Source organism: Methylobacterium sp. CM6246 (genome assembly GCF_054818005.1).
On the sequence record NZ_JBTXKY010000001.1, the window covers coordinates 5,566,163 to 5,588,542 of the forward strand.

The 22,380-nt window shown below is 68.8% G+C and carries 25 protein-coding genes and 1 pseudogene; 11 read left to right on the forward strand and 15 right to left on the reverse strand.

What is annotated here, in order from left to right; translation table 11 throughout:
* Positions 1 to 104 precede the first annotated feature (104 nt).
* From ACYQPG_RS26885 to ACYQPG_RS26895, 3 genes are all read left to right on the forward strand, one after another.
* Positions 105 to 383, forward strand: a complete 279-nt coding sequence (locus tag ACYQPG_RS26885; RefSeq protein WP_246692688.1) for a hypothetical protein — start codon at positions 105 to 107, stop codon at positions 381 to 383.
* 111 nt (positions 384 to 494) lie between these two features.
* Positions 495 to 767, forward strand: a complete 273-nt coding sequence (locus tag ACYQPG_RS26890; protein WP_246692687.1) for a hypothetical protein — start codon at positions 495 to 497, stop codon at positions 765 to 767.
* A gap of 43 nt (positions 768 to 810) precedes the next feature.
* Positions 811 to 960 carry a hypothetical protein gene (locus tag ACYQPG_RS26895; RefSeq protein WP_461232090.1) on the forward strand — a complete coding sequence of 50 codons (150 nt, stop codon included), beginning with the start codon at positions 811 to 813 and terminating at the stop codon, positions 958 to 960.
* A gap of 155 nt (positions 961 to 1,115) precedes the next feature.
* Here the strand turns inward: ACYQPG_RS26895 and ACYQPG_RS26900 are convergent, their stop codons facing one another.
* From ACYQPG_RS26900 to pgeF, 3 genes are all read right to left on the reverse strand, one after another.
* Positions 1,116 to 1,889 carry a DUF2076 domain-containing protein gene (locus ACYQPG_RS26900; protein ID WP_419830680.1) on the reverse strand — a complete coding sequence of 258 codons (774 nt, stop codon included), beginning with the start codon at positions 1,887 to 1,889 and terminating at the stop codon, positions 1,116 to 1,118.
* A gap of 210 nt (positions 1,890 to 2,099) precedes the next feature.
* On the reverse strand, positions 2,100 to 2,939 hold the full coding sequence (locus ACYQPG_RS26905) for an outer membrane protein (protein WP_147939155.1): 840 nt from the start codon (positions 2,937 to 2,939) through the stop codon (positions 2,100 to 2,102).
* A gap of 291 nt (positions 2,940 to 3,230) precedes the next feature.
* Entirely contained in the window at positions 3,231 to 4,001 is a 771-nt protein-coding gene (gene pgeF / locus ACYQPG_RS26910; RefSeq protein WP_419831093.1) for a peptidoglycan editing factor PgeF, read from the reverse strand.
* A 146-nt stretch (positions 4,002 to 4,147) separates the two neighbouring features.
* Between pgeF and ACYQPG_RS26915 the strand changes: the two genes are divergently transcribed.
* Entirely contained in the window at positions 4,148 to 4,345 is a 198-nt protein-coding gene (locus ACYQPG_RS26915) for a fibronectin-attachment protein (FAP) (RefSeq protein ID WP_147908110.1), read from the forward strand.
* A 33-nt stretch (positions 4,346 to 4,378) separates the two neighbouring features.
* Here ACYQPG_RS26915 and ACYQPG_RS26920 read toward each other — a convergent pair whose 3' ends face one another.
* From ACYQPG_RS26920 to rpsF, 11 genes and pseudogenes are all read right to left on the reverse strand, one after another.
* Positions 4,379 to 5,449 carry a class I SAM-dependent methyltransferase gene (locus ACYQPG_RS26920; protein ID WP_461232091.1) on the reverse strand — a complete coding sequence of 357 codons (1,071 nt, stop codon included), beginning with the start codon at positions 5,447 to 5,449 and terminating at the stop codon, positions 4,379 to 4,381.
* Positions 5,446 to 6,351 carry a prolipoprotein diacylglyceryl transferase gene (gene lgt, locus ACYQPG_RS26925; RefSeq protein ID WP_147908112.1) on the reverse strand — a complete coding sequence of 302 codons (906 nt, stop codon included), beginning with the start codon at positions 6,349 to 6,351 and terminating at the stop codon, positions 5,446 to 5,448. The genes ACYQPG_RS26920 and lgt overlap by 4 nt, the downstream gene beginning before the upstream one ends.
* 82 nt (positions 6,352 to 6,433) lie before the next feature.
* Positions 6,434 to 7,336, reverse strand: a complete 903-nt coding sequence (locus tag ACYQPG_RS26930; RefSeq protein ID WP_461232092.1) for a VOC family protein — start codon at positions 7,334 to 7,336, stop codon at positions 6,434 to 6,436.
* Positions 7,333 to 8,235 (reverse strand): SMP-30/gluconolactonase/LRE family protein, encoded by a 903-nt coding sequence (locus ACYQPG_RS26935; RefSeq protein ID WP_147939152.1) that lies wholly within the window; start codon positions 8,233 to 8,235, stop codon positions 7,333 to 7,335. The genes ACYQPG_RS26930 and ACYQPG_RS26935 overlap by 4 nt, the downstream gene beginning before the upstream one ends.
* Positions 8,236 to 8,245: 10 nt before the next feature.
* Complete coding sequence (locus ACYQPG_RS26940) at positions 8,246 to 8,695, reverse strand: cupin domain-containing protein (RefSeq protein WP_147908115.1); 450 nt, start codon at positions 8,693 to 8,695, stop codon at positions 8,246 to 8,248.
* 91 nt (positions 8,696 to 8,786) lie between these two features.
* Positions 8,787 to 9,227: pseudogene (locus ACYQPG_RS26945) on the reverse strand (DUF29 domain-containing protein); the annotation flags it as partial.
* 204 nt (positions 9,228 to 9,431) lie between these two features.
* Complete coding sequence (locus ACYQPG_RS26950) at positions 9,432 to 10,919, reverse strand: replicative DNA helicase (protein ID WP_147853662.1); 1,488 nt, start codon at positions 10,917 to 10,919, stop codon at positions 9,432 to 9,434.
* Positions 10,920 to 11,222: 303 nt separating this feature from the next.
* Positions 11,223 to 11,795: a 50S ribosomal protein L9 gene (gene rplI, locus ACYQPG_RS26955; protein WP_147908117.1), complete on the reverse strand. Its 573-nt coding sequence runs from the start codon at positions 11,793 to 11,795 to the stop codon at positions 11,223 to 11,225.
* 41 nt (positions 11,796 to 11,836) lie between these two features.
* Positions 11,837 to 12,868 carry a DUF2232 domain-containing protein gene (locus ACYQPG_RS26960; RefSeq protein WP_147939150.1) on the reverse strand — a complete coding sequence of 344 codons (1,032 nt, stop codon included), beginning with the start codon at positions 12,866 to 12,868 and terminating at the stop codon, positions 11,837 to 11,839.
* A gap of 127 nt (positions 12,869 to 12,995) precedes the next feature.
* On the reverse strand, positions 12,996 to 13,253 hold the full coding sequence (gene rpsR, locus ACYQPG_RS26965; protein WP_091712669.1) for a 30S ribosomal protein S18: 258 nt from the start codon (positions 13,251 to 13,253) through the stop codon (positions 12,996 to 12,998).
* 3 nt (positions 13,254 to 13,256) lie between these two features.
* The gene (rpsF, locus tag ACYQPG_RS26970; protein WP_147853665.1) at positions 13,257 to 13,733 is read right to left on the reverse strand and encodes a 30S ribosomal protein S6; all 477 of its coding nucleotides are present in this window, start codon (positions 13,731 to 13,733) and stop codon (positions 13,257 to 13,259) included.
* Positions 13,734 to 14,109: 376 nt separating this feature from the next.
* On the opposite strand from rpsF, the gene ACYQPG_RS26975 reads away from it, so the two are divergent.
* From ACYQPG_RS26975 to era, 5 genes are all read left to right on the forward strand, one after another.
* On the forward strand, positions 14,110 to 14,874 hold the full coding sequence (locus ACYQPG_RS26975; RefSeq protein ID WP_419830684.1) for a pyridoxine 5'-phosphate synthase: 765 nt from the start codon (positions 14,110 to 14,112) through the stop codon (positions 14,872 to 14,874).
* Complete coding sequence (gene acpS / locus ACYQPG_RS26980; protein ID WP_419830685.1) at positions 14,871 to 15,281, forward strand: holo-ACP synthase; 411 nt, start codon at positions 14,871 to 14,873, stop codon at positions 15,279 to 15,281. The genes ACYQPG_RS26975 and acpS overlap by 4 nt, the downstream gene beginning before the upstream one ends.
* Before the next feature lie 252 nt (positions 15,282 to 15,533).
* Positions 15,534 to 16,334 (forward strand): signal peptidase I, encoded by an 801-nt coding sequence (gene lepB, locus ACYQPG_RS26985; protein WP_147853668.1) that lies wholly within the window; start codon positions 15,534 to 15,536, stop codon positions 16,332 to 16,334.
* Positions 16,331 to 17,110: a ribonuclease III gene (rnc, locus tag ACYQPG_RS26990; protein ID WP_419830686.1), complete on the forward strand. Its 780-nt coding sequence runs from the start codon at positions 16,331 to 16,333 to the stop codon at positions 17,108 to 17,110. The genes lepB and rnc overlap by 4 nt, the downstream gene beginning before the upstream one ends.
* Positions 17,107 to 18,093, forward strand: a complete 987-nt coding sequence (era, locus tag ACYQPG_RS26995) for a GTPase Era (RefSeq protein ID WP_419830687.1) — start codon at positions 17,107 to 17,109, stop codon at positions 18,091 to 18,093. The genes rnc and era overlap by 4 nt, the downstream gene beginning before the upstream one ends.
* 77 nt (positions 18,094 to 18,170) lie before the next feature.
* Here era and ACYQPG_RS27000 read toward each other — a convergent pair whose 3' ends face one another.
* Complete coding sequence (locus tag ACYQPG_RS27000) at positions 18,171 to 20,249, reverse strand: prolyl oligopeptidase family serine peptidase (RefSeq protein ID WP_419830688.1); 2,079 nt, start codon at positions 20,247 to 20,249, stop codon at positions 18,171 to 18,173.
* 254 nt (positions 20,250 to 20,503) lie between these two features.
* Here ACYQPG_RS27000 and ACYQPG_RS27005 point away from each other — a divergent pair, with 254 nt between their 5' ends.
* Together ACYQPG_RS27005 and ACYQPG_RS27010 are read left to right on the forward strand one after the other, a co-directional pair.
* On the forward strand, positions 20,504 to 21,409 hold the full coding sequence (locus ACYQPG_RS27005; RefSeq protein ID WP_419830689.1) for a class I SAM-dependent methyltransferase: 906 nt from the start codon (positions 20,504 to 20,506) through the stop codon (positions 21,407 to 21,409).
* A complete protein-coding gene (locus ACYQPG_RS27010; RefSeq protein ID WP_419830690.1) occupies positions 21,406 to 22,146 on the forward strand; it encodes a pseudouridine synthase in 741 nt (246 codons plus the stop codon). Before ACYQPG_RS27005 ends, ACYQPG_RS27010 begins: the two co-directional genes overlap by 4 nt.
* The last annotated feature ends 234 nt before the right edge of the window (positions 22,147 to 22,380 follow it).

Genomic DNA, 22,380 nt, shown 5'->3' on the forward strand with positions numbered 1-22,380 from the left:
GCGACCCGGATCGTTGCGCAGGCCCGTGCCGATCCGCCGGATCAGGGCACAGTTCGTTAAGCCTACGGTCGTAGCCAGGAGGCTCCTCAACACGCGTGGGTGATATGCCGAGACTGGGCCATAGGATCATCGACGGGCTGGCCCTCGTCCTGGTCGGCACCGGGCTAGCTGCCATCGTGGCGGGGTATCAGAGCAACTTGCCGGCGCCGCCCTTGCAGGTCGCCGAACTCGCATCGTCCTGGGCCGATCCACTGACGACCGGATCGATCACGCCGGCGACCAAGGCCGACGCTGCCCCGATTCGGCCGGCCCGGAAAAGCGAGGCCCCGGCCCATCCCGCGGTCCCGGGCCCGCGGGTGTGGATCGATCCGCCGAGCCGCTGACCACGCCGCTCCTTTGCTCCGCCTCAGGTGAAGTCACATCCCCAGCGAACAGACCGGGTCCGGCCGCGTTGTCTTAGGAGCCCGAAGACGGGCCGAACCGAGGAAACGCACATGCGCATCAAGACTTACGGCTTCGCGGCCGCGCTCGCCGTCGCCCTGACCGGTACCGCCTATGCCCAGCAGCCCGCCGGCGGCGGCAGTGCGACCGGCAACATGAACAATCCCGGTTCGGTCAAGAGCAACAGCCAGAAGATGAACGAGGGCGCACCTGCCGCGACCACCGGCACCACAACGGGCGCGGCGGGTGCGGCGACTGTGCCGGGCACCGGCACCGCGCGGCCGGGCGTCGGAGCTGGCACAGGCACCACGGCTCCGGCCCGATAGCCGCACCGCCGGAACCGAGGCCCCACACCTCGGTTTCCGGCCCATGTCACGCTTCCTGTTCCCGGTCGCCATCGCACTCATTCTCGCCAGCGTCGCCTTCGCCCACTGGGAGAGTTCAGGACCGGAACCCGGAGCGACGCCGGCCACGATACAAAGTCCGGCCGCGTCGGATCGGCTCAAGCTCGCGCGCTGAAGTCGACACGACTGAACATCGAAGCTTCGGCCATTGGCGCCTTGTCGACAGTGCGTTCGAAACTGTAGCCGCCTCGCATAGTCGTCCAAGTCGGCAAGAAAAAACCCGGCCGCGCATGGGCGCGACCGGGCCTCGTTTCGGTCTGGTTGGATCGATCAGGTCCAGTCGCTGTCGTCGCCACCGCCGAGATCGCCGCCGAAATCACCGGAGGGATCGCTGAAGCTGGCATCCTGGAAGTCGCTGCCGCCACCGCCGCCGCCGTCGAGGGCCGAGCCGAGATCCTGGTTGCCGCCGTCGCCGTAGTAGTTGTTCACGACCGTCTCACCGCCACCGCCAAGGCCTGCTGCCGCGGCGCTGCCGAGGCTCGAATGCCCACCCGCGAAGGCGTTCGACAGCGCGCTGCCGAGCAGCATGCCGCCGGCCGCGCCGGCCGCCATCGGGAGCGCGGTAGCCATGAAGCCACCGCCCCGGGCCGGAGCTGCCTGAGGCTGCCCGCCCCACGGACCGCCCTGCTGCTGCGGCGGGTAGCCCGGCTGCTGCGGGTAACCCTGCTGGGGATAGCCCTGCTGGGGATTGCCCTGGGGCGCGCCGCCCCAGGGCTGGCCGCCAGGCCGCTGCTGCTGCCCGTAGCCGGGCTGCGGCTCCTGGCGCTGGCTGCCACCGCCACCGAAGATGCTCGACAGGAAACCGCCACCGCCGGAGGACTGAGCCGGAGCGGCCTGGCTGCGCGCCTGCTCGAGCTGCTGGTTCAGGCTCTTGATCGCCTCTTCCTGCACATAGATCAGCTGAGCCATTGCGTAGGGAGCATAGGGCTGGGTGCGGAGCTTGTCGGCGATGAAGCGCTCGGCCTCCGCGTCGCGGGGCTGGGTCTGGGCCTGCTCCAGACGCTGGAAGATACCGGAGATGACGTCGCGTTCTTCGCTATTCATGGAGTCGTCCTCCTCGAGTCGTACCCGCGGGCTCGAACGCGCCGCACGGCCGCAGAGGACATGGGTGTGCGGTGACGCTTTGTCAGGGGCGGTTGCGAAAACTTCATCTCAGCGCGTGCAGGCCCCCGACGCAAGAAAGCCCGACCTTTCGGCCGGGCTTTCTCACCTGTTCCCACGAGGCCGGCGCGGGGAGCGCGCCGAACTCAGATCTTAGTACGAGCCGAACTTGTAGTTCAGGCCGGCGCGGACGACGGCGAACTCGTCGTCGCGACGACCGATGGCGCTGTAGGCCACCGGGACGAGGTTGGCGGCGTTGACGACCAGGGCACCCTGGTTGCGGTTGCCGCGATCCAGGTTGACGTACAGGCCTTCGACCTTGAGCGTCACGGCGCTCGAACGGAAGAAGTTCAGGAACGAGTCGGTGGGGAGCGCGTACTCGATGCCGCCGCCGACGGCGTAGCCGGTGCGGAAGCTGTCGTTGCCGGCGTAGCCGCCGAACGAGCGGTCGGCGCTGCCCGAGCCGTAGGCGAAGCCGCCGGTGCCGTACACGAGGGTGCGGTCGAAGGCGTAGCCGAGGCGGCCGCGCACGGTGCCGAAATAGTCGAGGCTCGACAGGCCGCGCGGGTCGGTGACGTAGTAGCCCGGGGCGACGGCGCCGCTGATGAAGGCGTTGTTCCGGTTGCGGCCGAAGTCGAGGTACTGGGCGTCGGCCTCGATGCCGACGACCACGCCCGAACCCGGGGTGAACTGATAGTTGTAGCCGACCTGGGCGCCGCCCGAGAAGCCGTCCTGGCTGCGGTCGCGGAAGGTGGCGGTGGTGCCGACGGCGGCGTAGGGGGCCGGGATGCCGAAGACCGAGTTGTTGGAGCGGCTGCTGGCGTCGAAGGCGTAGCCGGCGTTGATACCGAAGTAAGCGCCGGTCCAGGTGAACACGGGAACCGGGGTGAAGATCGGCGGCGGGGCGGCGCGGCGCGGCAGGTCGGCGGCGAAGGCCGAGCCGGCGAGAGCGACGCCCGCGAGGGCGGTGGTGGCGCGAAGCAGGGATTTCATCTTCTGGTCCTCACGGGTTGCTCCGCTTCGGCCTCTCGGGACCGATACGGAACGCGGATCTGACAATCGTCCAGCGGTTCCAGGGCTGCTTTACGCGGGCGGTATCGCCGACCGCTCATCGCGGCCCCTCTGGCAATCCGCCGTTTTTCCCCGGCACCTCGTGGGTCAAAACGCGCTCGAATGGTCAAGGTTCGCTTATGGCCACGCTTTTTCGCACGATTTTCGTTTGACAAAGTGTCGCACCCCCCTGGACGCAACGTCCACGCTGGCGTTGGGCGTCGTCCGATACCATCATGGGGTCAGTGCGATAGCGGAGATCAGCCGCCCGTAATCCGCCTCTCCGCGATGCGTGGTCCGGCGATAGCTGTAGAAGCGCTCCGGGTCCGCGTAGGTACACAGGCCGAGCATCGCGGCCTCGCCGATCTCCGCCTCGCCGAGTCTTGCCAGGATGAAGCCCGGAAGATCGAACTGCGCATGCCCATCGCGATTCGCCGCCCCCAGGAAGCGCTCCTGGCCGGGAGCCTCGGCGCGGAAGCGCGCGATGAAGTCCGGGCCGACTTCATAGGAGGCTTGCCCGATCGTCGGACCGAGTACAGCTACGATCTGCTGCCGCCGCGCACCGAGGGCTTCCATGGCCTGCACCGTCGCGGCGATCACCCCCGTCAACGCGCCCTTCCAGCCGGCATGGGCGGCGCCCACCACCCCGTTCTCGGGATCGGCGAACAGGATCGGGCCGCAATCGGCCGTGGCAATGCCCAGGGCGAGGCCCGGGACCCGCGTCACCATGGCGTCGGCTTTTGGGCGGTCCGCAGCCGGGAACGGGGCCTCCACGGTGACGACCACGGCAGAATGGACCTGGTAGAGGCTCACGAGGCGGTCCGACGCCAGGCCCAACTGGGCGCACATCCGGGTCCGGTTCTCGGCCACATGGTCCGGTGCGTCGTGCGAGCCGAGGCCGCCGTTGAGCGACGCGTAGACGCCCTCCGAGACGCCGCCGGCCCGCGTGAAGAAGGCATGGCGCAGACCGGCATGCGACGAAAGTTCCGGCGCCTCGATGGACATGCCTGCGGTCACGGTCGGCTCCCTAGCGGTTGTGCTGCCGCGCTCGATAGCGGAACGGCCGGCCCTTGACGATGTCGTGGAACCGTCAGATTCTTGCTGCATTGCAGCATGAGTCCGGGTACCGGATTCTTCCGAGAAGGATCGCAATGTCACGACGGACCGAGAACGACTCCCCGATCGAGACCAGGGCGCCCGAGGTTCCGGAACACCGGAGCCCCAGCACCGCCGAGCATCCCGTCGTGCGCGAGCGCGGCGACATCGACCCGTCTGACCTGAACCCGCCGGCACCGCCCACCCCGCGGGCCGCGAGTGGATCCGACGCAGGTTTCGGCTCGTTCGGCTGACCACATCCTCAGCCGCCGTCCGGACGCGAAGCCTCAGGCTTCGGGAAATCCGGGCAGCGGCCCGAGATCCTGGTCGGTTACCGCCAGGACCTTGAACAGGCTGCCCATGCCGGTCAGGCTAGCATCCGTCAGCCGTTCCACGGCCGAATCGATCGTAAGCACTTGATCTGCCGTGGCGCGCGCCTTCAGCCGCTCGGCGCGCTCCAGCAGACCGAGGGCAAGAAGGAATTCCCGCTGCTCAACCGGACCGAGGATCGTTGCCGCCTCGGCACGGGCGGCCCGGGCCAGGGCCGCGAAATCAACGTGATGCGTGAGATCCGCCTCGCCCGGTGCCGCGAGCGGGTCGGCGAAGCGGTGCCCCGCGAGAGCCTGGAGGGTATCACCAAAGCCCGGCCGAACATGGCCGTAATCGATCGCCAGCAGCGTGCCGCCGGTCGCGCGCAGCCGGCGGGCCAGCGTCCGCATCAGCGCGAGCCCGGCACCGGGGACGCTCAGCAGAGCGCCTTCCGTGCCCGGGGCCTCGATCTCCACCGCGGGCTCGGGGGCTAGCCCGAAGACGAGCCCGCCTTCCGGCCCAAGGCCGACCTGCCGCTCGTGCCAACCGCTCGGCCGGCGCTCGAACTGGCAGACCGGCAGGCAGTCGAAGAACTCGTTGGCGATGAAAATCGCCGGACCCTCGGGCAGAGTCTCCAGGCCTGCGTGCCAAGTGGGATCCGTTCCGGCCAGGGCGCGCGCCTGCACGTCCCGCAGGACCGGACTGGTCTCGACCAGGTGAAGCGACACCCGCACGCCCGGGGCCGCCACCCTCAGGGCTCGCAGGGCGTCGGCCATCAGCGTGCCGCGACCGGGGCCGAGTTCCACCAGAATGAGCGGGTCCGGCCGCCCCATTCGCCCGTGAACGTAGGCCACCCAGGCGCCGACCAGCTCGCCGAACATCTGGCTGATCTCGGGCGCCGTGGTGAAGTCACCCTGCACCCCAAGCGGATCGCGGGTGCGGTAATAGCCGTGGACCGGGTGTCCCAGGCACAGGGCCATGTAGCGGTCGACGCCGATCGGGCCGCCGTGCCGGATCAGCGCCGCGATCTCGGCTCCGAGCGGCGTCACGCCTTCGCGGGCGCCTCGCGCGCCGCCTCCCGTGGGTCGGACGCCGCCACCGCGTTGCGCGGACGGGTCCGCCCTGTCGCCGCCAGAACGATGTAGGTGAGGCCGACGATCATCATCGGCACGCAGAGCAGCATGCCCATGGTCACGCCGCCGCCCATCGGCCCGAGATGGTCGCCGAACAGGAAGCCGAGCTGCCGGTCCGGCTCGCGGAAGAACTCGCAGATCGTCCGGGCCAGGGCGTAGCCGAACACGAATATCCCGCCGAGCAGACCGGGCTTGCGGAAGCCGAACCGGCGGACGCTCAACGCCATGACAATGAACAGCAGCAGCCCTTCGGTTGCCGCCTCGTAGAGCTGGCTCGGATGGCGCGGAAGCGGCCCGCCGGTGGGGAACACGATCGCGTAAGCGAAGTCGGGCGCGACGCGGCCCCACAACTCGCCGTTCACGAAGTTCGCGATCCGCCCGAAGAACAGGCCGATCGGCACGACCACGGCGCCGATGTCGAGAAGGGTGTAGCCGTTGAGCTTCTTGGCTCGAGCGAACAGCAGGAAGGCCAGGATCGCGCCCAGGAAGCCACCGTGGAACGACATGCCGCCGTTGCGGATCGCCAGGATCTCCATCGGGTCGGCGAGGTACATCGGCAGATTGTAGAACAGCACGTAGCCGATCCGGCCCCCCAGCACGACGCCGAGCGCGACCCAGACGACCAAGTCGTCGATGTCGACCACCTGCGGGCGTTTGACCACACCCCACAGGCTGTCGGCCATCACGAGGCGGCGCGCGTAGTACCACCCGCCGATCAGGCCGGCGATGTAGGCAAGCGCGTACCATTTGATCGTGATCGGCCCGATCGCGAGCGCCACCGGATCGATGGCCGGAAAGGGCAGTGCGAGGAACGGCATCGGTCTGACCTCCGGGGCGGCCGGATTGGACGCCGGAGGGGCGACGCGTCAAGTGCGCAACACGCAGCGTCCGTCCGCGGGCTCAAGCCTTCACGAACAGGAACCCATGGCCATCCGGTCCCACACAATAGGCAGCCTCGCCATCCACGGACGAACGACGTGCAAACCCTGCGACACGGAGTGCCTCGAGCAGCCCGTCCATATCGGCCACGGAAAAGACGAATCGCGTAGAGGCACGGTCGGCCGCGCCGAACACCGTGTTTGACCGCTTCGAGCCGGCCGGCTGACGGTAGTGCAGCAGTTCCATGTGCGGCGCGGGTGCGGGCGGCGTGAGCGCCATCACGTCGACCACGGGATCATCGAGGCCGTCGAGCCGCGCCTGCTCGGGCCCCCGGTTCAGGCCGGTTTGCGCGACGTGCAGGTTCAGGGCGCCGGTGAGGAACGACAGCGTCCGATCGAGATCGGCGACGGTAATCGCCGAATGGTCGATCCCGAGGAACAGGCCCGGCGCGGCCCGCCAGCGCGCGGCCGGCTCCCCGTCGGGGAAGAAGATCAGTTCCAGAGGATGCCGGTCCGGATCGCGGAACTTGTACGCGGTGACGCCACCCGAGGACGCGGGGAGGACCTGCGCGCGGCCCTGGCTGATCGGCGTCGTCTCGACCCGGCCGAGCTGCGCCATCGCAGCATCGATGTCGCGCACCGGGATCGCGAGGTGCTGGAAGAACGGATCGGTCGCCGCAGGATCGACCGGGTAAGCCGCGCCGGGGGGCTCGACCGTGAGGAACGTCACCATCTGGCCGCCGAGACGCAGGCGCAGCTGCCGGGCCTGCAGCCCCGTCAGACCCATCGCCTCGGCCTGGGCGGTCGGCACCGGTTCCGGCGGAGCGATCCGCTCGAAGCCGAGACCGTCGCGATAAAAGGCCTCCGTGACGGCGAGGTCCGCCACGGTGCGGCCGAAGCCGACGATGGCCCGGACGCCGCTCATAGCAGCCGCGCCCCGCGCACGTTGGTGTAGATCGCGTACAGCGTATGCGAGGCGCATAGGAACAGGCGGCTGTCGTTGCGGCCACCGAAGGTGAGGTTCGCGACCGTCGTCGGCACCAGGATCTTGCCGATCAATTCGCCGCCGGGGTCGATGCAGTGTACGCCATCGCCGGCACTGGACCACACATTGCCATGCTCGTCGCAGCGGATCCCGTCGGCATTGCCGGGCGCGATCTTGCAGAACATCGCCCCACCGGACAGGCCGCCATCTTCGGCGACGTCGAACACGCGCACGTGCTGGATCGGGTCCGTTGCGAATTGCAGCCCGGTCTCGACAACGTACAGCTTACGCTCGTCGGGGGAGAAACACAGGCCGTTCGGACCCTGGAAGTCGTCTGCGACCACGCGCAGCGACCCGTCGCGGGGGTCGAACCGGTAGAGGCAAGCAGGAAGCTCGGCTTCCTGCTTGCCGCCTTCGTAATCGGTCTGGATGCCGTAGGGCGGATCCGAGAACCAGATCGTGCCGTCGGACTTGCAGACGATGTCGTTGGGCGAGTTGAGCCGCCGCCCCTGATAATGCTCGACCAGGCTGGTGATGCGGCCGTCGAGTTCGGTCCGGTGGATCCGCCGGCCGCGATGCGAGCAGGACAGAAGCCGCCCCTGGCGATCCCGGGTGTGGCCGTTCTCGAAGTCGCTTCCCTCGCGATAGACGCTCAGCCCGGCCTGATCCGTCCAGCGCATCACCCGGTTGTTGGGAAGATCCGAGAACAGCAACTCGTTGCGGTCGCCGAAATAGACAGGGCCTTCGGTCCAGCGAAAGCCGTCGGCGAGCTTTTCCAGTGGCGCGTTCGGCAGCACATACGCCTTGAAGCGCGGCTGCGTCAGCTCGAAGCCGTCCATGCCGCGGGCCCTACTTGAAGCGGCCGGGCTGGTTGACGGTCGGCTCAACCTGGAGCCCCGTCACGATCATGGTACAGGGCTCGTCGCCGACGGTGCCCGAGAGGTGGCCCTTCTTACCATCGCGGACCCTGGTGTTCTGGTCCTCGCCCATCATCAGCTCGCCCGGGCCCATCTCGACCCGGTGGCCGTCCATGGTCTCCACGAACCAGCGGCCAGACAGGATCGCGATCCATTGCGGTCGGGGGTTCTCATGCCACTCGCCGACCCAACCCACCGGCAGCACCGTGAAGGTCACCACCGACGGCGCCGGGTCCATCTTGTCGTTCCATTGCGGCGCGGTCTCGGGGTTGATCCCTTCGAACGTGAAGCGCTCGATGGAAAAGAGCTCCTGGCGGCTCACCCCCTCCCCGTCGGTATAGACGTGCCAATACGGCATCTTGGGAGGGGTCGGCTCGGTCATCGTCGATCCTGCGGCGGCGGGACATTCGTCTTCCGCTCAACGGCCGGATCCGGCGATGGTTCGCAGCGACCGCAGACCGCCGGGGGCGACCCTACCTGCGCGTCGATCGGGGCTCGCCGTCGTCCGGCAGCCAGGGAATCGGCCGGGTCATGATCGCGGTAAAGTCGTAGGGGCAGAACGGCGGGGAGGCGCCCTCATCAAGCCCAGTCTCCCCTGCCACCTCGATCCGCGCGCGATGATAGGCCCGATTCATGAACGCCTGGATCTGCGACTTGAGGCTTCGGCTGTCCTCAAGACGCTCCGCCACTAAGCTGCGCTGCGTCGGTATCGACGTCATCCAGCTGCGGCTCCGCCGCGTGGGCTGATGATCCCACGTCGGTAGGTGAAGCAGGATCACGCAGACGGCGCTCGTCAGCACGTGGCGTTCGCTGCGGCCCACTTCGGCAATCTCGTCCCCAAGATGTTCGATGGCGAGACGCGCCCAAGCACCCGCCTGAAGGAGATGCACCTGCTCCTGCGTCCAGGCATAGACATCGTCCTCGTACCGCGCCGGCTACAGCTTCTGCGGCGCCCGGTTCGGATCTGTCACGACCACATCCTCGCAGCCGCCCGTTCACACGGTCATCGCCACACGACCGCATCATGCCGGGTATCAGAACCCACAAGATGCGGTAGCCTTTTGATCCGTGTGACCTTTTCCCGAAATTCGGCAGCCGCCTTTCGGGACGAGTCTCTATCACATCTGCTCGGGCAGCCGCTCGCTCTGGGCGAGGTTCGAGAACCGGGTGATGTTCGCGTCGAACTGCAGCTCCACCGTCCCGGTCGGACCGTGGCGCTGCTTGCCCAGGATCACCTCGGCCTTGCCGTGGACGCGGTTCATCTCTGCCTCCCAGGCGAAGAACTCCTCCGTGCCCTCCCGCGGCTTCTTGTTGTTGACGTAGTATTCCTCGCGGAACACGAACATCACCACGTCGGCGTCCTGCTCGATCGAGCCCGATTCACGCAGATCCGAGAGCTGCGGGCGCTTGTCGTCGCGGTTCTCGACCTGACGCGAGAGCTGCGACAGCCCGATGATCGGCACAGCCAGCTCCTTCGCCAGCGCCTTCATGCCGGTGGTGATCTCGGTCATCTCCTGCACGCGGTTGTCGCTGCGCTTGCCGGAGCCGGAGAGCAGCTGCAGGTAGTCGACGATCAGCAAGTCCAGCCCCTTCTGGCGCTTGAGGCGCCGGGCGCGGGCAGCGAGCTGGGCGATCGAGATGCCGCCGGTCTGATCGATGTAGAACGGGATCGTCTGCATATCCCGCGCGGCGTCGGTGATCTTGTAGAAATCCTCCGGCCGGATGTCGCCGCGGCGGATCTTGTAGGACGGCACGCCCGATTGCTCGGCGATGATGCGGGTGGCGAGCTGCTCGGCTGACATTTCAAGGGAGAAGAACCCCACGATCCCGCCGTTGACGGTCTGCATCGTGCCGTCCGCCTGCTTCTCGCCGCGATACGCCTTGGCGATATTGAAGGCGATGTTGGTCACCAGCGAGGTCTTGCCCATGGCCGGGCGGCCCGCGAGGATGATCAAGTCGGAGGATTGCAGGCCGCCCATCTTGGCGTCGAGGTCGGACAGGCCGGTGGCGATGCCCGAGAGCTTGCCGTCCCGCTGGTAGGCCTTCGCGGCCATGTCGACCGCGGCGGTGAGCGCGTCGGAGAACTTCTGGAAGCCGCCATCGTACTTGCCGGCCTCGGCGAGCTCGTAGAGGCGCCGCTCGGTCTCCTCGATCTGGTCGCGGGGCGCCTGCTCGACCGGAGCTTCGTAGGCCCCGTTCACCAGATCCTCGCCGATGGTGATCAGGCGACGGCGGATGGCGAGGTCGTAGATCGTGCGGCCGTAGGCGCCGGCGTTGATCACCGTAGTCGCGTCGGCGGCAAGCCGAGCGAGGTACTGCATCACCGTCTGGCCGCCGAAATCGGCGTCGCCCAGATAGGTCTTCATAGTGATGGGCGTGGCGAGCTTGCCGGCCCGGATCAGGGACGCCGCCACGGAAAAAATCTGCTGGTGGGCATCCTCCATGAAGTGCTCGGCCAGCAGGAAGTCCGACACCCGGTAATAGGCGTCGTTGTTCACCAGAATGGCGCCGAGCAGCGCCTGCTCCGCATCGATGTTGTGCGGGGCGACGCGGTACTCGGCCTGGACCGCTTCCAGCTTGGCCGTGAGCGCATTGGGCAGGGCCATCGGCGGACGACTCCGAATTCAGGCGCCGCGGCGGGCGCACCAGGATCACACCGCGCGACCTTGGCCTCAGTATGGTTACTGAAGCCTAGCCGACGGCCGGTTCGTCCGGCCCCGGCCCGGACGAACGGACGCCCGCCGACTCTCGCGAGGGGCGGGCGTCCATGCTGGAACAAAACTGGAACGTGTCAAGTCTCGGAGGGACCGATCCCCAGTCTTCACCGGTATACAGGGCTCCGGCCTGCGCCGCCCCGCGCGACCCGGAGGGCCCTTGCGGAGCGGCGAAAACCGGTCGTCCCGAGAGAATCAGCCGCGGTCGTCGGCACCTTCGCCGGCATCGGCCAACGCCATGCCGACCTCTAGGCCGAGGTCGTCGAGGTTGAACGCCTCGCGCTCGGTGACCGACTCGCCGCGGGCCTGACGCTCGGCCTCCTCGGGGCTGCGGGCGACGTTGACCGTGACCTGGACATCGACCTCGGGGTGCAGGACCACCGGGACGTTATGCAGGCCGAGGGTCTTGATCGGCTGGTTCAGGATGAACTGGCCGCGATCGACCGTGAAGCCGTCCTTGGCCACCACCTCGGCGAGATCGCGGGTGGAGACGGAGCCGTAGAGCACGCCGGTCTCGCCCGACTGGCGGATCAGGATGAAGCTCTGGCCGTTCAGCTTCTCGGCGACGGCCTCGGCGTCCTTCTTGCGGTCGAGGTTGCGGGCCTCGAGCTGGGCGCGCTGCGACTCGAAGTGCTTCTTGTTGGATTCCGTCGCGCGCAGGGCCTTGCCGCGGGCGAGCAGGAAGTTGCGGGCGAAGCCCGGGCGGACGTTCACGGTCTCGCCCATCTGGCCAAGCTTGGCCACGCGCTCGAGCAGGATCACTTCCATCGTTTTTCTCCTTCAGTTGGTCGGCCTCGCGGGCCGGGGACTCACGGCGCCGGGTTGTCCTTGGGACGTCGGCGATCGAGGGCGGTGTCGGCCAAGCCGAACAGGGTGAGTGCCACCAGGGCCACACCCTGGGTCACGAACAGGATGAGGTACATGCCGAACAGCATCAGCCCGCGACCGGGCCGGCCGCGCGAGCGGTCGTGGAACGCCGCGAGACCCTGGAGCGCGAAAGCCGCGCTGAACGCCCCCACGAGCGCCACGCCGAACACGCCGACGTAGCCGGGGGCGAAGCACATCAGCACGGCCGCGGCCAGGGTCACCAGGGTGGTGCGCGGCATTGCGGTCGCCGGCAGGTCCGGCCAGGGCCGCGGCAGCCGGCCGGAGATCTTCACGATCCTGGCCGAGGCCCAGAGATAGAAGGTGAGGAGCAAAGCCAGACCGTTGGCCGCGAAGGCCGGGACGACGCGCGCGAGCGCGTCCGCGACCTCGGTCCGGGTCACCTCGGCCTCGTCGGCGCCGGCCTTGGGTGCTTGCTCCGTGTCCGACGCGGGGTCCGAACCGGACTCGGTCACCTCCGGCTGGGGCACCTCGGCACGACGGTCCGGCGTCGGACGGGCAGCGGGATCGCGGACCTGGACCAGCGTACGGGCGAGCCCGCGCAGTTGCGCGTCGAAGGCCGCGTGGTTCGGCGAGGACAGAACCGCAATGGCGATGAACGCCAGCGCCGCGGTGGCGGCGGTCCAGCCGAGCAGGCGGCCGGTGGGGTACCATTCGAGGCCGGAAGACGTCTCGCGGCCGAGCAGGGTCAGATAAGCGAGCCACCAGGCCGGAAGGGCGATGTAGGCGGCGTAGGCGAGGCCCATGAAGGGCGCGATCACCAGGGCCAGCGCCAGGCTGCCGGCCGCTGCGGCGGCCAACGCCGCCTTGTGGCTCCAGCCCAGGCCGACGATCAGGATCGGCAGCGGCGCCACGAGGTAGAGCACGATCGCCAGCGGGGTCGCCTTCAACAACACTCCGAACAGGAGTGCGGAGACGAGGCCCGCGCCGATACCGATGCCGATATGTTGTGCCATGGATTCCGCTGTCCCGCTGCCATCAAGGCAGGGTTAGAGGCGACACTGCGCCCCAACGATCGAGCGATGCCAGATCGCTCTGTGAGGACCGGCCCGGGTCTAGCCCGGGCCGGACGGTCGAATCAGCCTACTTGATCACGTAGGGCAGCAGGCCGAGGAAGCGGGCGCGCTTGATCGCCTGGGCGAGCTCGCGCTGCTTCTTGGCCGACACCGCAGTGATGCGCGACGGCACGATCTTGCCGCGCTCCGACACGTAGCGGGATAGCAGCTTGACGTCCTTGTAGTCGATCTTCGGCGCGTTCGCGCCGGAGAACGGACAGGTCTTACGACGACGGAAGAAGGGACGGCGTCCGCCGCCAGCACCCGCACCAGCACCAAATGCCATGGCTTAGGCCTCCCCGCCAAACGTACGCTCGGGACGATCGCCACCGCGATCGCCACGGTCCGGACGGTCGCCGCCGCCGAAGCCGCCGCCGCCACCACCGCCGAAGCCGTCATCGTCACGACGCCGGCCGCGCTCGCGATCCTTGCGGTCGTCGCGGTCGCGCTTCTGCATCATCGCGGACGGCTCGGAATCGAGATCCTCGACCCGGACGGTCATGAAGCGCAGCACGTCCTCGGAGATCTGCATCTGGCGCTCCATCTCGGCAATGGCAGCCGGCGGGGCGTCGATGTTGAGGAGCGCGAAATGCGCCTTGCGGTTCTTCTTGATGCGGTAGGCCAGGGACTTCACGCCCCACATCTCGATCTTCTCGAGGCGGCCACCGTTCTGCTCGATCACACCCTTGTAGGTGTCGATCATCGTCTCGACCTGCTGGGACGTCACGTCCTGCCGGGCCAAGAGCACGTGCTCGTAGAGAGGCATATTCGGGCCTTTCAGTGTCAAAAGGAGCCCGGCCGCCCGAAGGCAGCTGGTTCGGGCCGGTTCATTTCGCGATACGCTCGGCGCCAAGCCCTTCGAGCCGATTTTCAGGCCCGAGCGGTTGATCGAAGGCGGAGACACCGGACGACGGGTCGTTCAAGACCCTATGCCGCGAGCGGCACCGTCCGTTCAGCCCCCGGCCGGAGCGAACGCGAGGGGCGGCGCATACTGGTTTTTTCCCGCACTGGCAAGGGCGGCAGGTCCGAACGCGTCCGCTCGGCCAACGTGCCAGTCCGTCTTGCCGATGGGGCGCGCCGCCAGCATATCGGCGCTTCGAGGGCGCCTGCCGGAGCAGGCCGGCCCCGGGACCGATGAGCCCATGACGTCCGAGAACACGACCTTCGAGAAGCAGCGCCTCGGCGTCAACATCGACCACGTCGCCACCGTGCGCAATGCACGCGGCGAGCAGTATCCCGATCCCGTTCGCGCGGCCCTCCTGGCGGTCGAGGCCGGAGCGGACGGGATCACCGCGCATCTGCGCGAGGACCGCCGCCACATCCGGGACGCCGACATCGCCGCGCTGAAGCGCGACCTCACGGTGCCGCTGAACTTCGAGATGGCCGCGACCGACGAGATGGTGGCGATCGCCCTGGCGACCCGGCCCCACGCCGCCTGCCTGGTGCCGGAGAAACGTGCGGAGCGCACCACCGAGGGCGGCCTCGACATCGTCGGCGGCCGCGCTCATCTCGCCCCCCGCATCCGGGCCCTCGCCGAGGCCGGCATCCGGGTGTCGCTGTTCGTAGAGCCCGAACCGGCGATCATGGAGGCGGCCGCCGCGCTCGGCGCTCCGGTCGTCGAGCTGCACACCGGCAGCTACTGCGAGGCCGCCGTGGCGGGGGACGACGGGCGCATCGCCCACGAGCTGGCCCGGATCACGCGGGCCGCCCAGCACGGCGCCGGCCTCGGCCTTGAGATCCATGCCGGCCACGGGCTCACGGTCGACAGCGTCGGCCCGGTGGCGGCGCTGCCGCAGATCCGGGAGCTGAATATCGGCCATGCGCTGATCGCCGACGCGATCTTCGTAGGGCTCGCCCAGGCTGTCCGGAACATGCGGGCCGCGATGGATCGTGGCCGGCGCGCATGATCATCGGCATCGGCTCGGATCTCTGCGACATCGACCGGATCGCCCGGACGCTGGAGCGGCACGGCGATCGCTTCACACACCGGGTGTTCACGGACGGGGAGCGGGCGCGCTGCGATCGCCGCGCCGCGCGGGCGCCCGGCTATGCCAGGCGATTCGCCGCCAAGGAGGCGTGTGCCAAGGCCCTGGGGACGGGCCTTAGCGCCGGCGTGTTCTGGCGCGACATGGAGGTGGTGAACCTGCCCTCCGGCCAGCCCACCCTGCGGCTCTCCGGCGCCGCCGCCGCACGCCTCTCCGAACTGCTGCCCGCGGGGCATGAGGGCCGCCTGCACGTCAGCCTGACGGACGACCCGCCGATGGCTCAAGCCTTCGTGATCATCGAGGCGCTGCCGACTTCGTCATCCGGTTAAGATTCGGGATGGCGGATTACCCCGCACCCCTCGCGCGTTGCGGGGGGCTCGCGCTTGGTCTAGACCGCCGCACGCAGCGGACACGATTGCGGCGCATTCCTCGGGACAACCGCTGATCCGCCGCGAGCGGCGGGGCCGTGCCCTGCTGGCGGCGGGCGTATGATGCGGGATTGCGGAAGCAGGCTTTCCGGGACCATCGTACGATAACGGAAGAGCCGGGGCGTGCTCCGGCGACGGAATCTGAGTCTGAAGATGGAACGCGCACGCGTGGATCACGACGGCAAGCCGCTGACGAAACCGGTCGAGACCGGCACCTGGGCCAGCATCCGCGAGACGCTGAAGGTCGGCGTCCAGGCGCTGCTGATCGCCCTCGTGGTGCGCACGCTGCTTTTCCAGCCGTTCAACATCCCGTCGGGCTCGCTGGTGCCGACGCTGCTGATCGGCGATTACTTGTTCGTATCCAAGTACTCCTACGGGTACTCGAAGTACTCGCTTCCGCTGTCGGAATACATTCCGATTCAGGCGGATGGGCGCGTCTGGGCGGCCGAGCCGAAGCGCGGCGACATCGCGGTGTTCAAGCTGCCCAAGGACAATGCAACCGATTACATCAAGCGCGTGATCGGGCTGCCGGGCGACAAGATCCAGATGATCGACGGCGTGCTCAACATCAACGGCAAGGCGGTCAAGCGCGAGCGGATCGCGGATTACGAGACGACCGATCCCTACGGCCAGGCGACCAAGGTGCCCCAATACCTCGAGACGCTGCCGAACGGCGTCGTCCACCGGGTGATCGAGCGGGACGGCGACAACGGGTTCTGGGACAAGACCGAACTCTACACCGTGCCGAGCGGTCATTTCTTCATGATGGGCGACAACCGGGACAATTCCACCGATTCGCGGGATCTCGCCAGCGTCGGCTACGTGCCCTTCGCCAACCTGGTCGGGCGCGCCGAGATGATCTTCTTCTCGATCGACGAGGGCACCCCGGCCTGGCAGCTCTGGAACTGGCCGGCCCACGTGCGCTGGTCGCGCCTGTTCTCGACCATCCATTGAACGGCCCGGACTTGGACGAGGCTGGACAGGCCCGACCGTCTTCCCGGGCGCGGCGTTCCCACAAGCCCAGGCCGCCGCTCGGCGTCCTGGAGGAGCGGATCGGCCACACCTTCGCCGATCAGAACCTGCTGACCCGGGCCCTGACCCATACCAGCAAGGCCATCGGACGCGGCGGCAGCTACCAGCGCCTGGAATTCCTCGGCGACCGCGTGCTCGGGCTGGCGGTGGCGGACCGGCTCTATGCCGCCTTTCCGGACGCCGACGAGGGTGACCTGTCGCGTCGCCTGGCCGGCCTCGTGCGCCGGGAGACCTGCGCGGCGGTGGCGGCCTCCTGGGAGGTCGGGCCGCACCTGATCCTCGGCCAGGGCGAGGTGATGGGCGGCGGTCGCCGCAACCAGACGATCCTGGCCGACGTGTGCGAGGCGATCCTCGGGGCGGTCTACCTCGATGCCGGCTTCGACGCGGCGCGCCTGATCGTCGAGGCGCATTTCCACCCGACCGAGCCCCTGTCGGCCCATCGCGGCCGCGACGCGAAATCCGCCTTGCAGGAATGGGCAATGGGCCGGAGCCTGCCGATCCCCATTTACGCGGTGGTCGAGCGCACCGGCCCGGATCATGCGCCCCGGTTCCGCATTGCCGTACAGGTCGAGGGGCTCGAGCCGGGACACGGCGAGGGCACCTCGAAGCGTGTCGCCGAGCAGGAGGCCGCCCGCGCGCTGATGGAGCGCGAGGGTATCGGTACCGTCCCCGAGGCGGGACCGACGGAGACAGCATGACCGATCACGATCACGACGACGCACAGGATGACGGCCCGGCCGAGGGCTCGGCACCGAAGGCCCCCTCGGCGCTCCCGGGCACGCCCGCCGATGCCCGGGCGGGCTTCGTCGCGCTCATCGGCGTGCCGAATGCCGGCAAGTCGACGCTCCTCAACAACCTGGTCGGCACGAAGGTCTCGATCGTCTCACGCAAGGTGCAGACGACCCGGGCGCTGGTGCGCGGCATCTTGATCGAGGGATCAGCCCAGGTCATCCTGGTCGACACCCCCGGCATCTTCGCGCCGAAGCGTCGGCTCGACAGGGCGATGGTGCATTCGGCCTGGAGCGGCGCCGCCGACGCGGATGCGGTGTGCCTGCTGGTTGACGCCCGCAAGGGCCTGGACGACGAGGTCGAGGCGATCCTGAGCCGACTGGGCGGGGTGAAGCGCGAGAAGATGCTGATCCTCAACAAGATCGACCTGATCCCGCGCGAGCGGCTGCTCGATCTCGCCGCCAAGCTCAATGCGGCCTCTCCCTTTGCCGAGACCTTCATGATCTCAGCGCTCAAGGGCGATGGCGTCGGCGATCTCCGTCGGGCGCTCGCCGCCCGGATGCCATCGGGTCCGTGGCTCTATCCGGAGGATCAGGTCTCGGACGCGCCGCTGCGCATGCTCGCCGCCGAGATCACCCGGGAGAAGATCTACGACCGGCTGCACGAGGAATTGCCATACCGGTCCACGGTCGAGACCGACCAGTGGCAGATCCGGCCGGATGGGTCGGTGCGGATCGAGCAGACGATCTTCGTCGAGCGCGAGAGCCAGCGCTCGATCGTCCTGGGCAAGGGCGGCCAGACCATCAAGGCGATCGGCCAGGCGGCCCGCATCGAAATCGCCGAGGCGGCGGACACGATGGTCCACCTGTTCCTGCACGTGAAGGTCCGGGAGAACTGGGCCGACGACCCGGCCCGCTACCGCGAGATGGGTCTCGAATTCCCGCGCGGCTGAACCGGGTATCAAGGGGCGAGGCCCTTTGGCGGGGTTCGGCGGCTGAGCCCCTGAGACATTCAGGGGTCTCGCGTTCGTCAGGCGTCCGGTTCGGACCAGCCGATCGACCGGCGCAGGAAGGTCAGGCCCAGCGCCAGGAAGGCCGCCGCCTCGGCATTGTCCTTGCCGTAGCCGTGTCCGCCCGAGGCCGGCTCGTAGAAGGCCGCGTCATAGCCCAGCGCGTTCAGCTTCCGGGCCATCTTGCGTGCGTGGCCCGGATGCACGCGGTCGTCACGGCGGCTCGTAGCCAGCAGGATCGGCGGGTAGGGCCGGTCTGCTTCAGCCGCATGGTAGGCCGAGATCGCACGGATGAACGCCCAGTCCTGCGGGTCGTCCGGATCGCCGTATTCGGCGATCCAGCTCGCCCCGGCCAGGAGCTTGGTGTAGCGGCGCATGTCGATCAGCGGGATCGTGCAGAACAGGGCCCCGAACCGCTCCGGATAGCGGGTCAGCATGTTGGCGATGAGCAGGCCGCCGTTCGATCCGCCCTCCGCGGCGATCCGGCCCGGCCGCGTCACGCCGCGCGCGACGAGGTCGGCCGCGACCGCTGCGAAGTCGTCATGCGCCCGGGCCTTGCCCTCGCGGCGGCCGGCACCGTGCCAGCGCGTCCCGAACTCGCCGCCGCCGCGGATATTGGCGACGACGTTCGTACCGCCCCGCTCCATCCAGAGCTTCCCGAGAACCGGCGCGTAGCTCGGCAGCAGCGGGATCCGGAAACCGCCGTAGGCGGTCATGTGCACCGGGGCCTCGCCGGTCTGGCCCTCCGGGCCGGTCTGAACATAGGGAACGCGCGTTCCGTCGGCCGAGATCGCCTCATGCCGGGTCACGCGCAATCCACGCGCGTCGAAGGCCGGCGGCGTTGCGCGTAAGACCGCGGGTGCTCCGAGATCCGGCGCGATGATGAGGAGCGTCGCGGGCGTCACGGGGTCGTGCACCAGCGCCAGCAGCGTGCCGTCCGCCTCCTCGGGATCGCCGTCGAGGGGCCAGACATTGACGCTGCCGAGCGCCGGCAGCCCCTCCAACGGCTGCGTCGTCCAGGTATCGTCCCCCGGCGTGCAAACCGTGTAGGTCGGGCGCAGATCGTCGAGCGCATGCACGAACAGGCGCCCCGCCGACCAGAACACGTCCTGGAGCGCGCGGCGCTCGTCCGGTTGCCACAGCACCGCGAAGTCGCGGCGTCCGGCCAGGAACCCGGAGAGCGGCAGCGCCAGCACGGTATCGGTCGCGTGCTCTACGCCGTCCACGGGCCAGGGCCGGCGCGGTCGCACGGCGAGGTAATCCCGGTCGATCTGCACATCCGCGTCGGAGGGCAGGTCGAGCTCCGTGCGCGGGCCAGTCCGGTCGCCCAAGTGGATCTTCGTATCGAAGAAGCCGACCTGCTCGATGAAGACGAGCCGCTCGACGCCCGTCTCCCGATCGACCGAGGCCCATGCGGCCATGCTGGTCTCGGGCACGTCGAACAGCACCGCGGCGGCCTGTGGATCCGAGCCGCGCGATACTATCCGAATGGTGCGCGGGTAGCCCGCACGTGTGGCCATTCCGTCGCCGTAGGCGCTCGACACCAGCAGCGTATCGCGGTCGAGCCAGGCAGCGCCGCCCTTCGCCTCGGGCAGGACGAAGCCGTCGGCCACGAAGCGGCGGGCCGTCAGGTCGAATTCGCGCACGACCTTCGCATCGCCGCCGCCCCGGCTGAGGGAGAGCAGGGCGCGATCATGGCCGTCCTTCAGGATCGACGATCCGGCCCAGACCCAATCTTCGCCCTCCGCGACGGCCAGGGCGTCGAGATCGATCAGGATGTCCCAGTCCGGCACCCCGGTCCGGAAGCTCGCCTCGTCGGTGCGCCGCCACAGACCGCGCGGATGCTCGGCATCCTTCCAGACATTGTACAGCTGTCCGCCGCGCCGCGAGACCAGCGGGATCCGATCCGGCCGATCGAGGATTACACGCGCGATGTCGCGGTCCCGGGCGAAGGCGGCATCGCCGTAGCGGGCGAGGGTCTCGGTGTTGCGCCCCTCGACCCAGGCCAGCGCCTCCGGCCCGTCGATCTCCTCCAGCCAGAGATAGGGATCGTCGTCCGGATGCTGCAGGGACGGGCGCGGATCGATCGGAACGTTCATGGCGGACACGATAGACCCGGATCCGGGGTTTCGTGAACGGCTGTGGCCGCGTCAGTTTGCACACACGCACCGGTTGCCGGTTGGAGGCTCGGTCGGGATCGGACGGCGAGGTGCGCGGATCCTGAGGCTGGGCTTCCGGGCCCATTCCAGTGTAACAGGCATCGTTCCCCCCGGATGATCCGAGTCGGGCGCGGGTTTCCCGCTCCGCCGTGGATTCGCGTTCCGATGCCAGCTCTCCAGATCCTGAATCATTCATGCGCCACGCCGTCTACGGCCTGCCGCCGGTTGACCTCGCCGAGGTCCCCGGTGACGCCGTCCAGCTGTCCCCCCTGATCCCCGGCTCTGCCCGGCTCGAAGATCTGTCCGAGGGCAGCCTCGACGCCGCGACCGTGCTGGCACCGCCCGGCACTATCGAGCGGCGCTACGTCCTCGCCCATACGTTGCGGGCCCTCGTGCCCGGCGGCCGGATGATGGCGCTCGCCCCGAAGGACCGGGGTGGTGCCCGGCTGGCCAAGGAGTTGGCCGCATTCGAATGCCAAGCGGCCGACGAGCCGCGCCGCCACCACCGGATCTGCACGCTGGTGCGGCCGCCGGAACCGGCCGGGCTCGCGGCCGCGATCGACGAGGGCGGGCCGCGCCACGTCGACAACCTGGCCTTGTGCACGCAGCCGGGCATCTTCTCCTGGGATCGGCTCGATCCCGGCACGGCGCTGCTCCTGGCCAACCTTCCGGCGATGAAGGGACGGGGCGCCGATCTCGGCTGCGGCCTCGGGATCCTGTCCCGGGTAATCCTGGGTTCGCCCGCCGTCACGGCGCTGACGCTGGTCGAGGTCGATCGTCGCGCCGTAGACATGGCGCATCGCAACGTCGCCGACCCGCGCGCCACGATCGTCTGGGCCGACATCCGGGCTGGCGGCACGGTACCGGGGAGCCTCGATTTCGTCGTCATGAATCCGCCGTTCCACGATGGCGGCACCGAGGACCAGGCGCTCGGCCGGACGTTCATCGCCCGGGCCGCCGAGGCGTTGCGGAAGGGCGGCACGCTGTGGCTCGTGGCCAACGCGCACCTCCCGTACGAGACCGCCCTGGGGGCGGCCTTCCGCGACGTCGCGGTCACGGTGCAGGCCGGCGGCTACCGGGTCTACGAGGCGCGCCGATGAAGGCGACGAAGTCCGTCCGGCTCGACAAGCTGCTCGCCAACCTCGGCTACGGATCGCGCCGCGAGATCCAGAATCTGGCGCGGGGCGGCGCGATCCTGCTGGACGGCGCGGAGGTGGCGGATGCCGGTGACCGGATCGCCCTCGATCCGGACCTCCCGCAGCGGCTGACCATCGACCGCGCACCGGTCGATCCGTTGCCGGGGCTGTGCCTGATGCTGCACAAACCGCTGGGCGTGACCTGCTCGCACAAGGAGGCCGGCCCGCTGGTCTACGGGCTGCTGCCGGAGCGCTGGCGGCGGCGCGACCCGCCGCTCTCGACGGTGGGGCGCCTCGACAAGGAGACCTCGGGCCTGCTGCTGCTCACCGATGACGGCGCATTGCTGCATCGGATCATCGCCCCCAAGGCGAACGTGGCGAAGCGCTACCGGGTCACCCTGGACCGGCCACTCGACGGGACCGAAGCGGCCACCTTCGCGTCCGGCACGCTGATGCTGGAGGGTGAGGACCGGCCGTTGCTGCCGGTGCAGTTGGAGGTGGAAGATCCGGCCCACTGCGCGGTCACGCTGACCGAGGGCCGTTACCACCAGGTCCGCCGGATGTTCGCGGCGATCGGCAATCATGTCGTGGCGTTGCATCGGGACCGAATCGGGGGGCTCGACCTGCCGACCGACCTTCCGGCCGGGGGGTATCGGGTGATGAACGAGCCCGATGTTGCGGCGGTGTTTGCCGCCCCTTGAAGCGGCCTCCGGCGAACGTCAGCATAGCGAATGCGACGGCAGCCATCGGAGCATCGTCAGAGCCGAGCGCGACCGGTTGCGAACGCCTCGAGCCGCTCCCTGCGCGTCACCCGAATCCTTGCATCGAGCCCCGTCCTCTGCTAAGCGCCCGCCCATCCCACACGCGGAGCCGGCCTCATGCCTGAATGAGGCGTCTTCCGGTGGCCGACCGAATCTTTCGGGCGGCTGCATCCC

Bases quoted from the DNA above. Each gene is read 5' to 3' on its own strand.
- ACYQPG_RS26885 (WP_246692688.1), top strand. From the start codon at position 105: ATGCCGAGACTGGGCCATAGGATCATCGACGGGCTGGCCCTCGTCCTG.
- ACYQPG_RS26890 (WP_246692687.1), top strand. From the start codon at position 495: ATGCGCATCAAGACTTACGGCTTCGCGGCCGCGCTCGCCGTCGCCCTG.
- ACYQPG_RS26895 (WP_461232090.1), top strand. From the start codon at position 811: ATGTCACGCTTCCTGTTCCCGGTCGCCATCGCACTCATTCTCGCCAGC.
- ACYQPG_RS26900 (WP_419830680.1), bottom strand. From the start codon at position 1,889: ATGAATAGCGAAGAACGCGACGTCATCTCCGGTATCTTCCAGCGTCTG.
- ACYQPG_RS26905 (WP_147939155.1), bottom strand. From the start codon at position 2,939: ATGAAATCCCTGCTTCGCGCCACCACCGCCCTCGCGGGCGTCGCTCTC.
- pgeF (WP_419831093.1), bottom strand. From the start codon at position 4,001: ATGTCCATCGAGGCGCCGGAACTTTCGTCGCATGCCGGTCTGCGCCAT.
- ACYQPG_RS26915 (WP_147908110.1), top strand. From the start codon at position 4,148: ATGTCACGACGGACCGAGAACGACTCCCCGATCGAGACCAGGGCGCCC.
- lgt (WP_147908112.1), bottom strand. From the start codon at position 6,351: ATGCCGTTCCTCGCACTGCCCTTTCCGGCCATCGATCCGGTGGCGCTC.
- ACYQPG_RS26930 (WP_461232092.1), bottom strand. From the start codon at position 7,336: ATGAGCGGCGTCCGGGCCATCGTCGGCTTCGGCCGCACCGTGGCGGAC.
- ACYQPG_RS26935 (WP_147939152.1), bottom strand. From the start codon at position 8,235: ATGGACGGCTTCGAGCTGACGCAGCCGCGCTTCAAGGCGTATGTGCTG.
- ACYQPG_RS26940 (WP_147908115.1), bottom strand. From the start codon at position 8,695: ATGACCGAGCCGACCCCTCCCAAGATGCCGTATTGGCACGTCTATACC.
- ACYQPG_RS26950 (WP_147853662.1), bottom strand. From the start codon at position 10,919: ATGGCCCTGCCCAATGCGCTCACGGCCAAGCTGGAAGCGGTCCAGGCC.
- rplI (WP_147908117.1), bottom strand. From the start codon at position 11,795: ATGGAAGTGATCCTGCTCGAGCGCGTGGCCAAGCTTGGCCAGATGGGC.
- ACYQPG_RS26960 (WP_147939150.1), bottom strand. From the start codon at position 12,868: ATGGCACAACATATCGGCATCGGTATCGGCGCGGGCCTCGTCTCCGCA.
- rpsR (WP_091712669.1), bottom strand. From the start codon at position 13,253: ATGGCATTTGGTGCTGGTGCGGGTGCTGGCGGCGGACGCCGTCCCTTC.
- rpsF (WP_147853665.1), bottom strand. From the start codon at position 13,733: ATGCCTCTCTACGAGCACGTGCTCTTGGCCCGGCAGGACGTGACGTCC.
- ACYQPG_RS26975 (WP_419830684.1), top strand. From the start codon at position 14,110: ATGACGTCCGAGAACACGACCTTCGAGAAGCAGCGCCTCGGCGTCAAC.
- acpS (WP_419830685.1), top strand. From the start codon at position 14,871: ATGATCATCGGCATCGGCTCGGATCTCTGCGACATCGACCGGATCGCC.
- lepB (WP_147853668.1), top strand. From the start codon at position 15,534: ATGGAACGCGCACGCGTGGATCACGACGGCAAGCCGCTGACGAAACCG.
- era (WP_419830687.1), top strand. From the start codon at position 17,107: ATGACCGATCACGATCACGACGACGCACAGGATGACGGCCCGGCCGAG.
- ACYQPG_RS27000 (WP_419830688.1), bottom strand. From the start codon at position 20,249: ATGAACGTTCCGATCGATCCGCGCCCGTCCCTGCAGCATCCGGACGAC.
- ACYQPG_RS27005 (WP_419830689.1), top strand. From the start codon at position 20,504: ATGCGCCACGCCGTCTACGGCCTGCCGCCGGTTGACCTCGCCGAGGTC.
- ACYQPG_RS27010 (WP_419830690.1), top strand. From the start codon at position 21,406: ATGAAGGCGACGAAGTCCGTCCGGCTCGACAAGCTGCTCGCCAACCTC.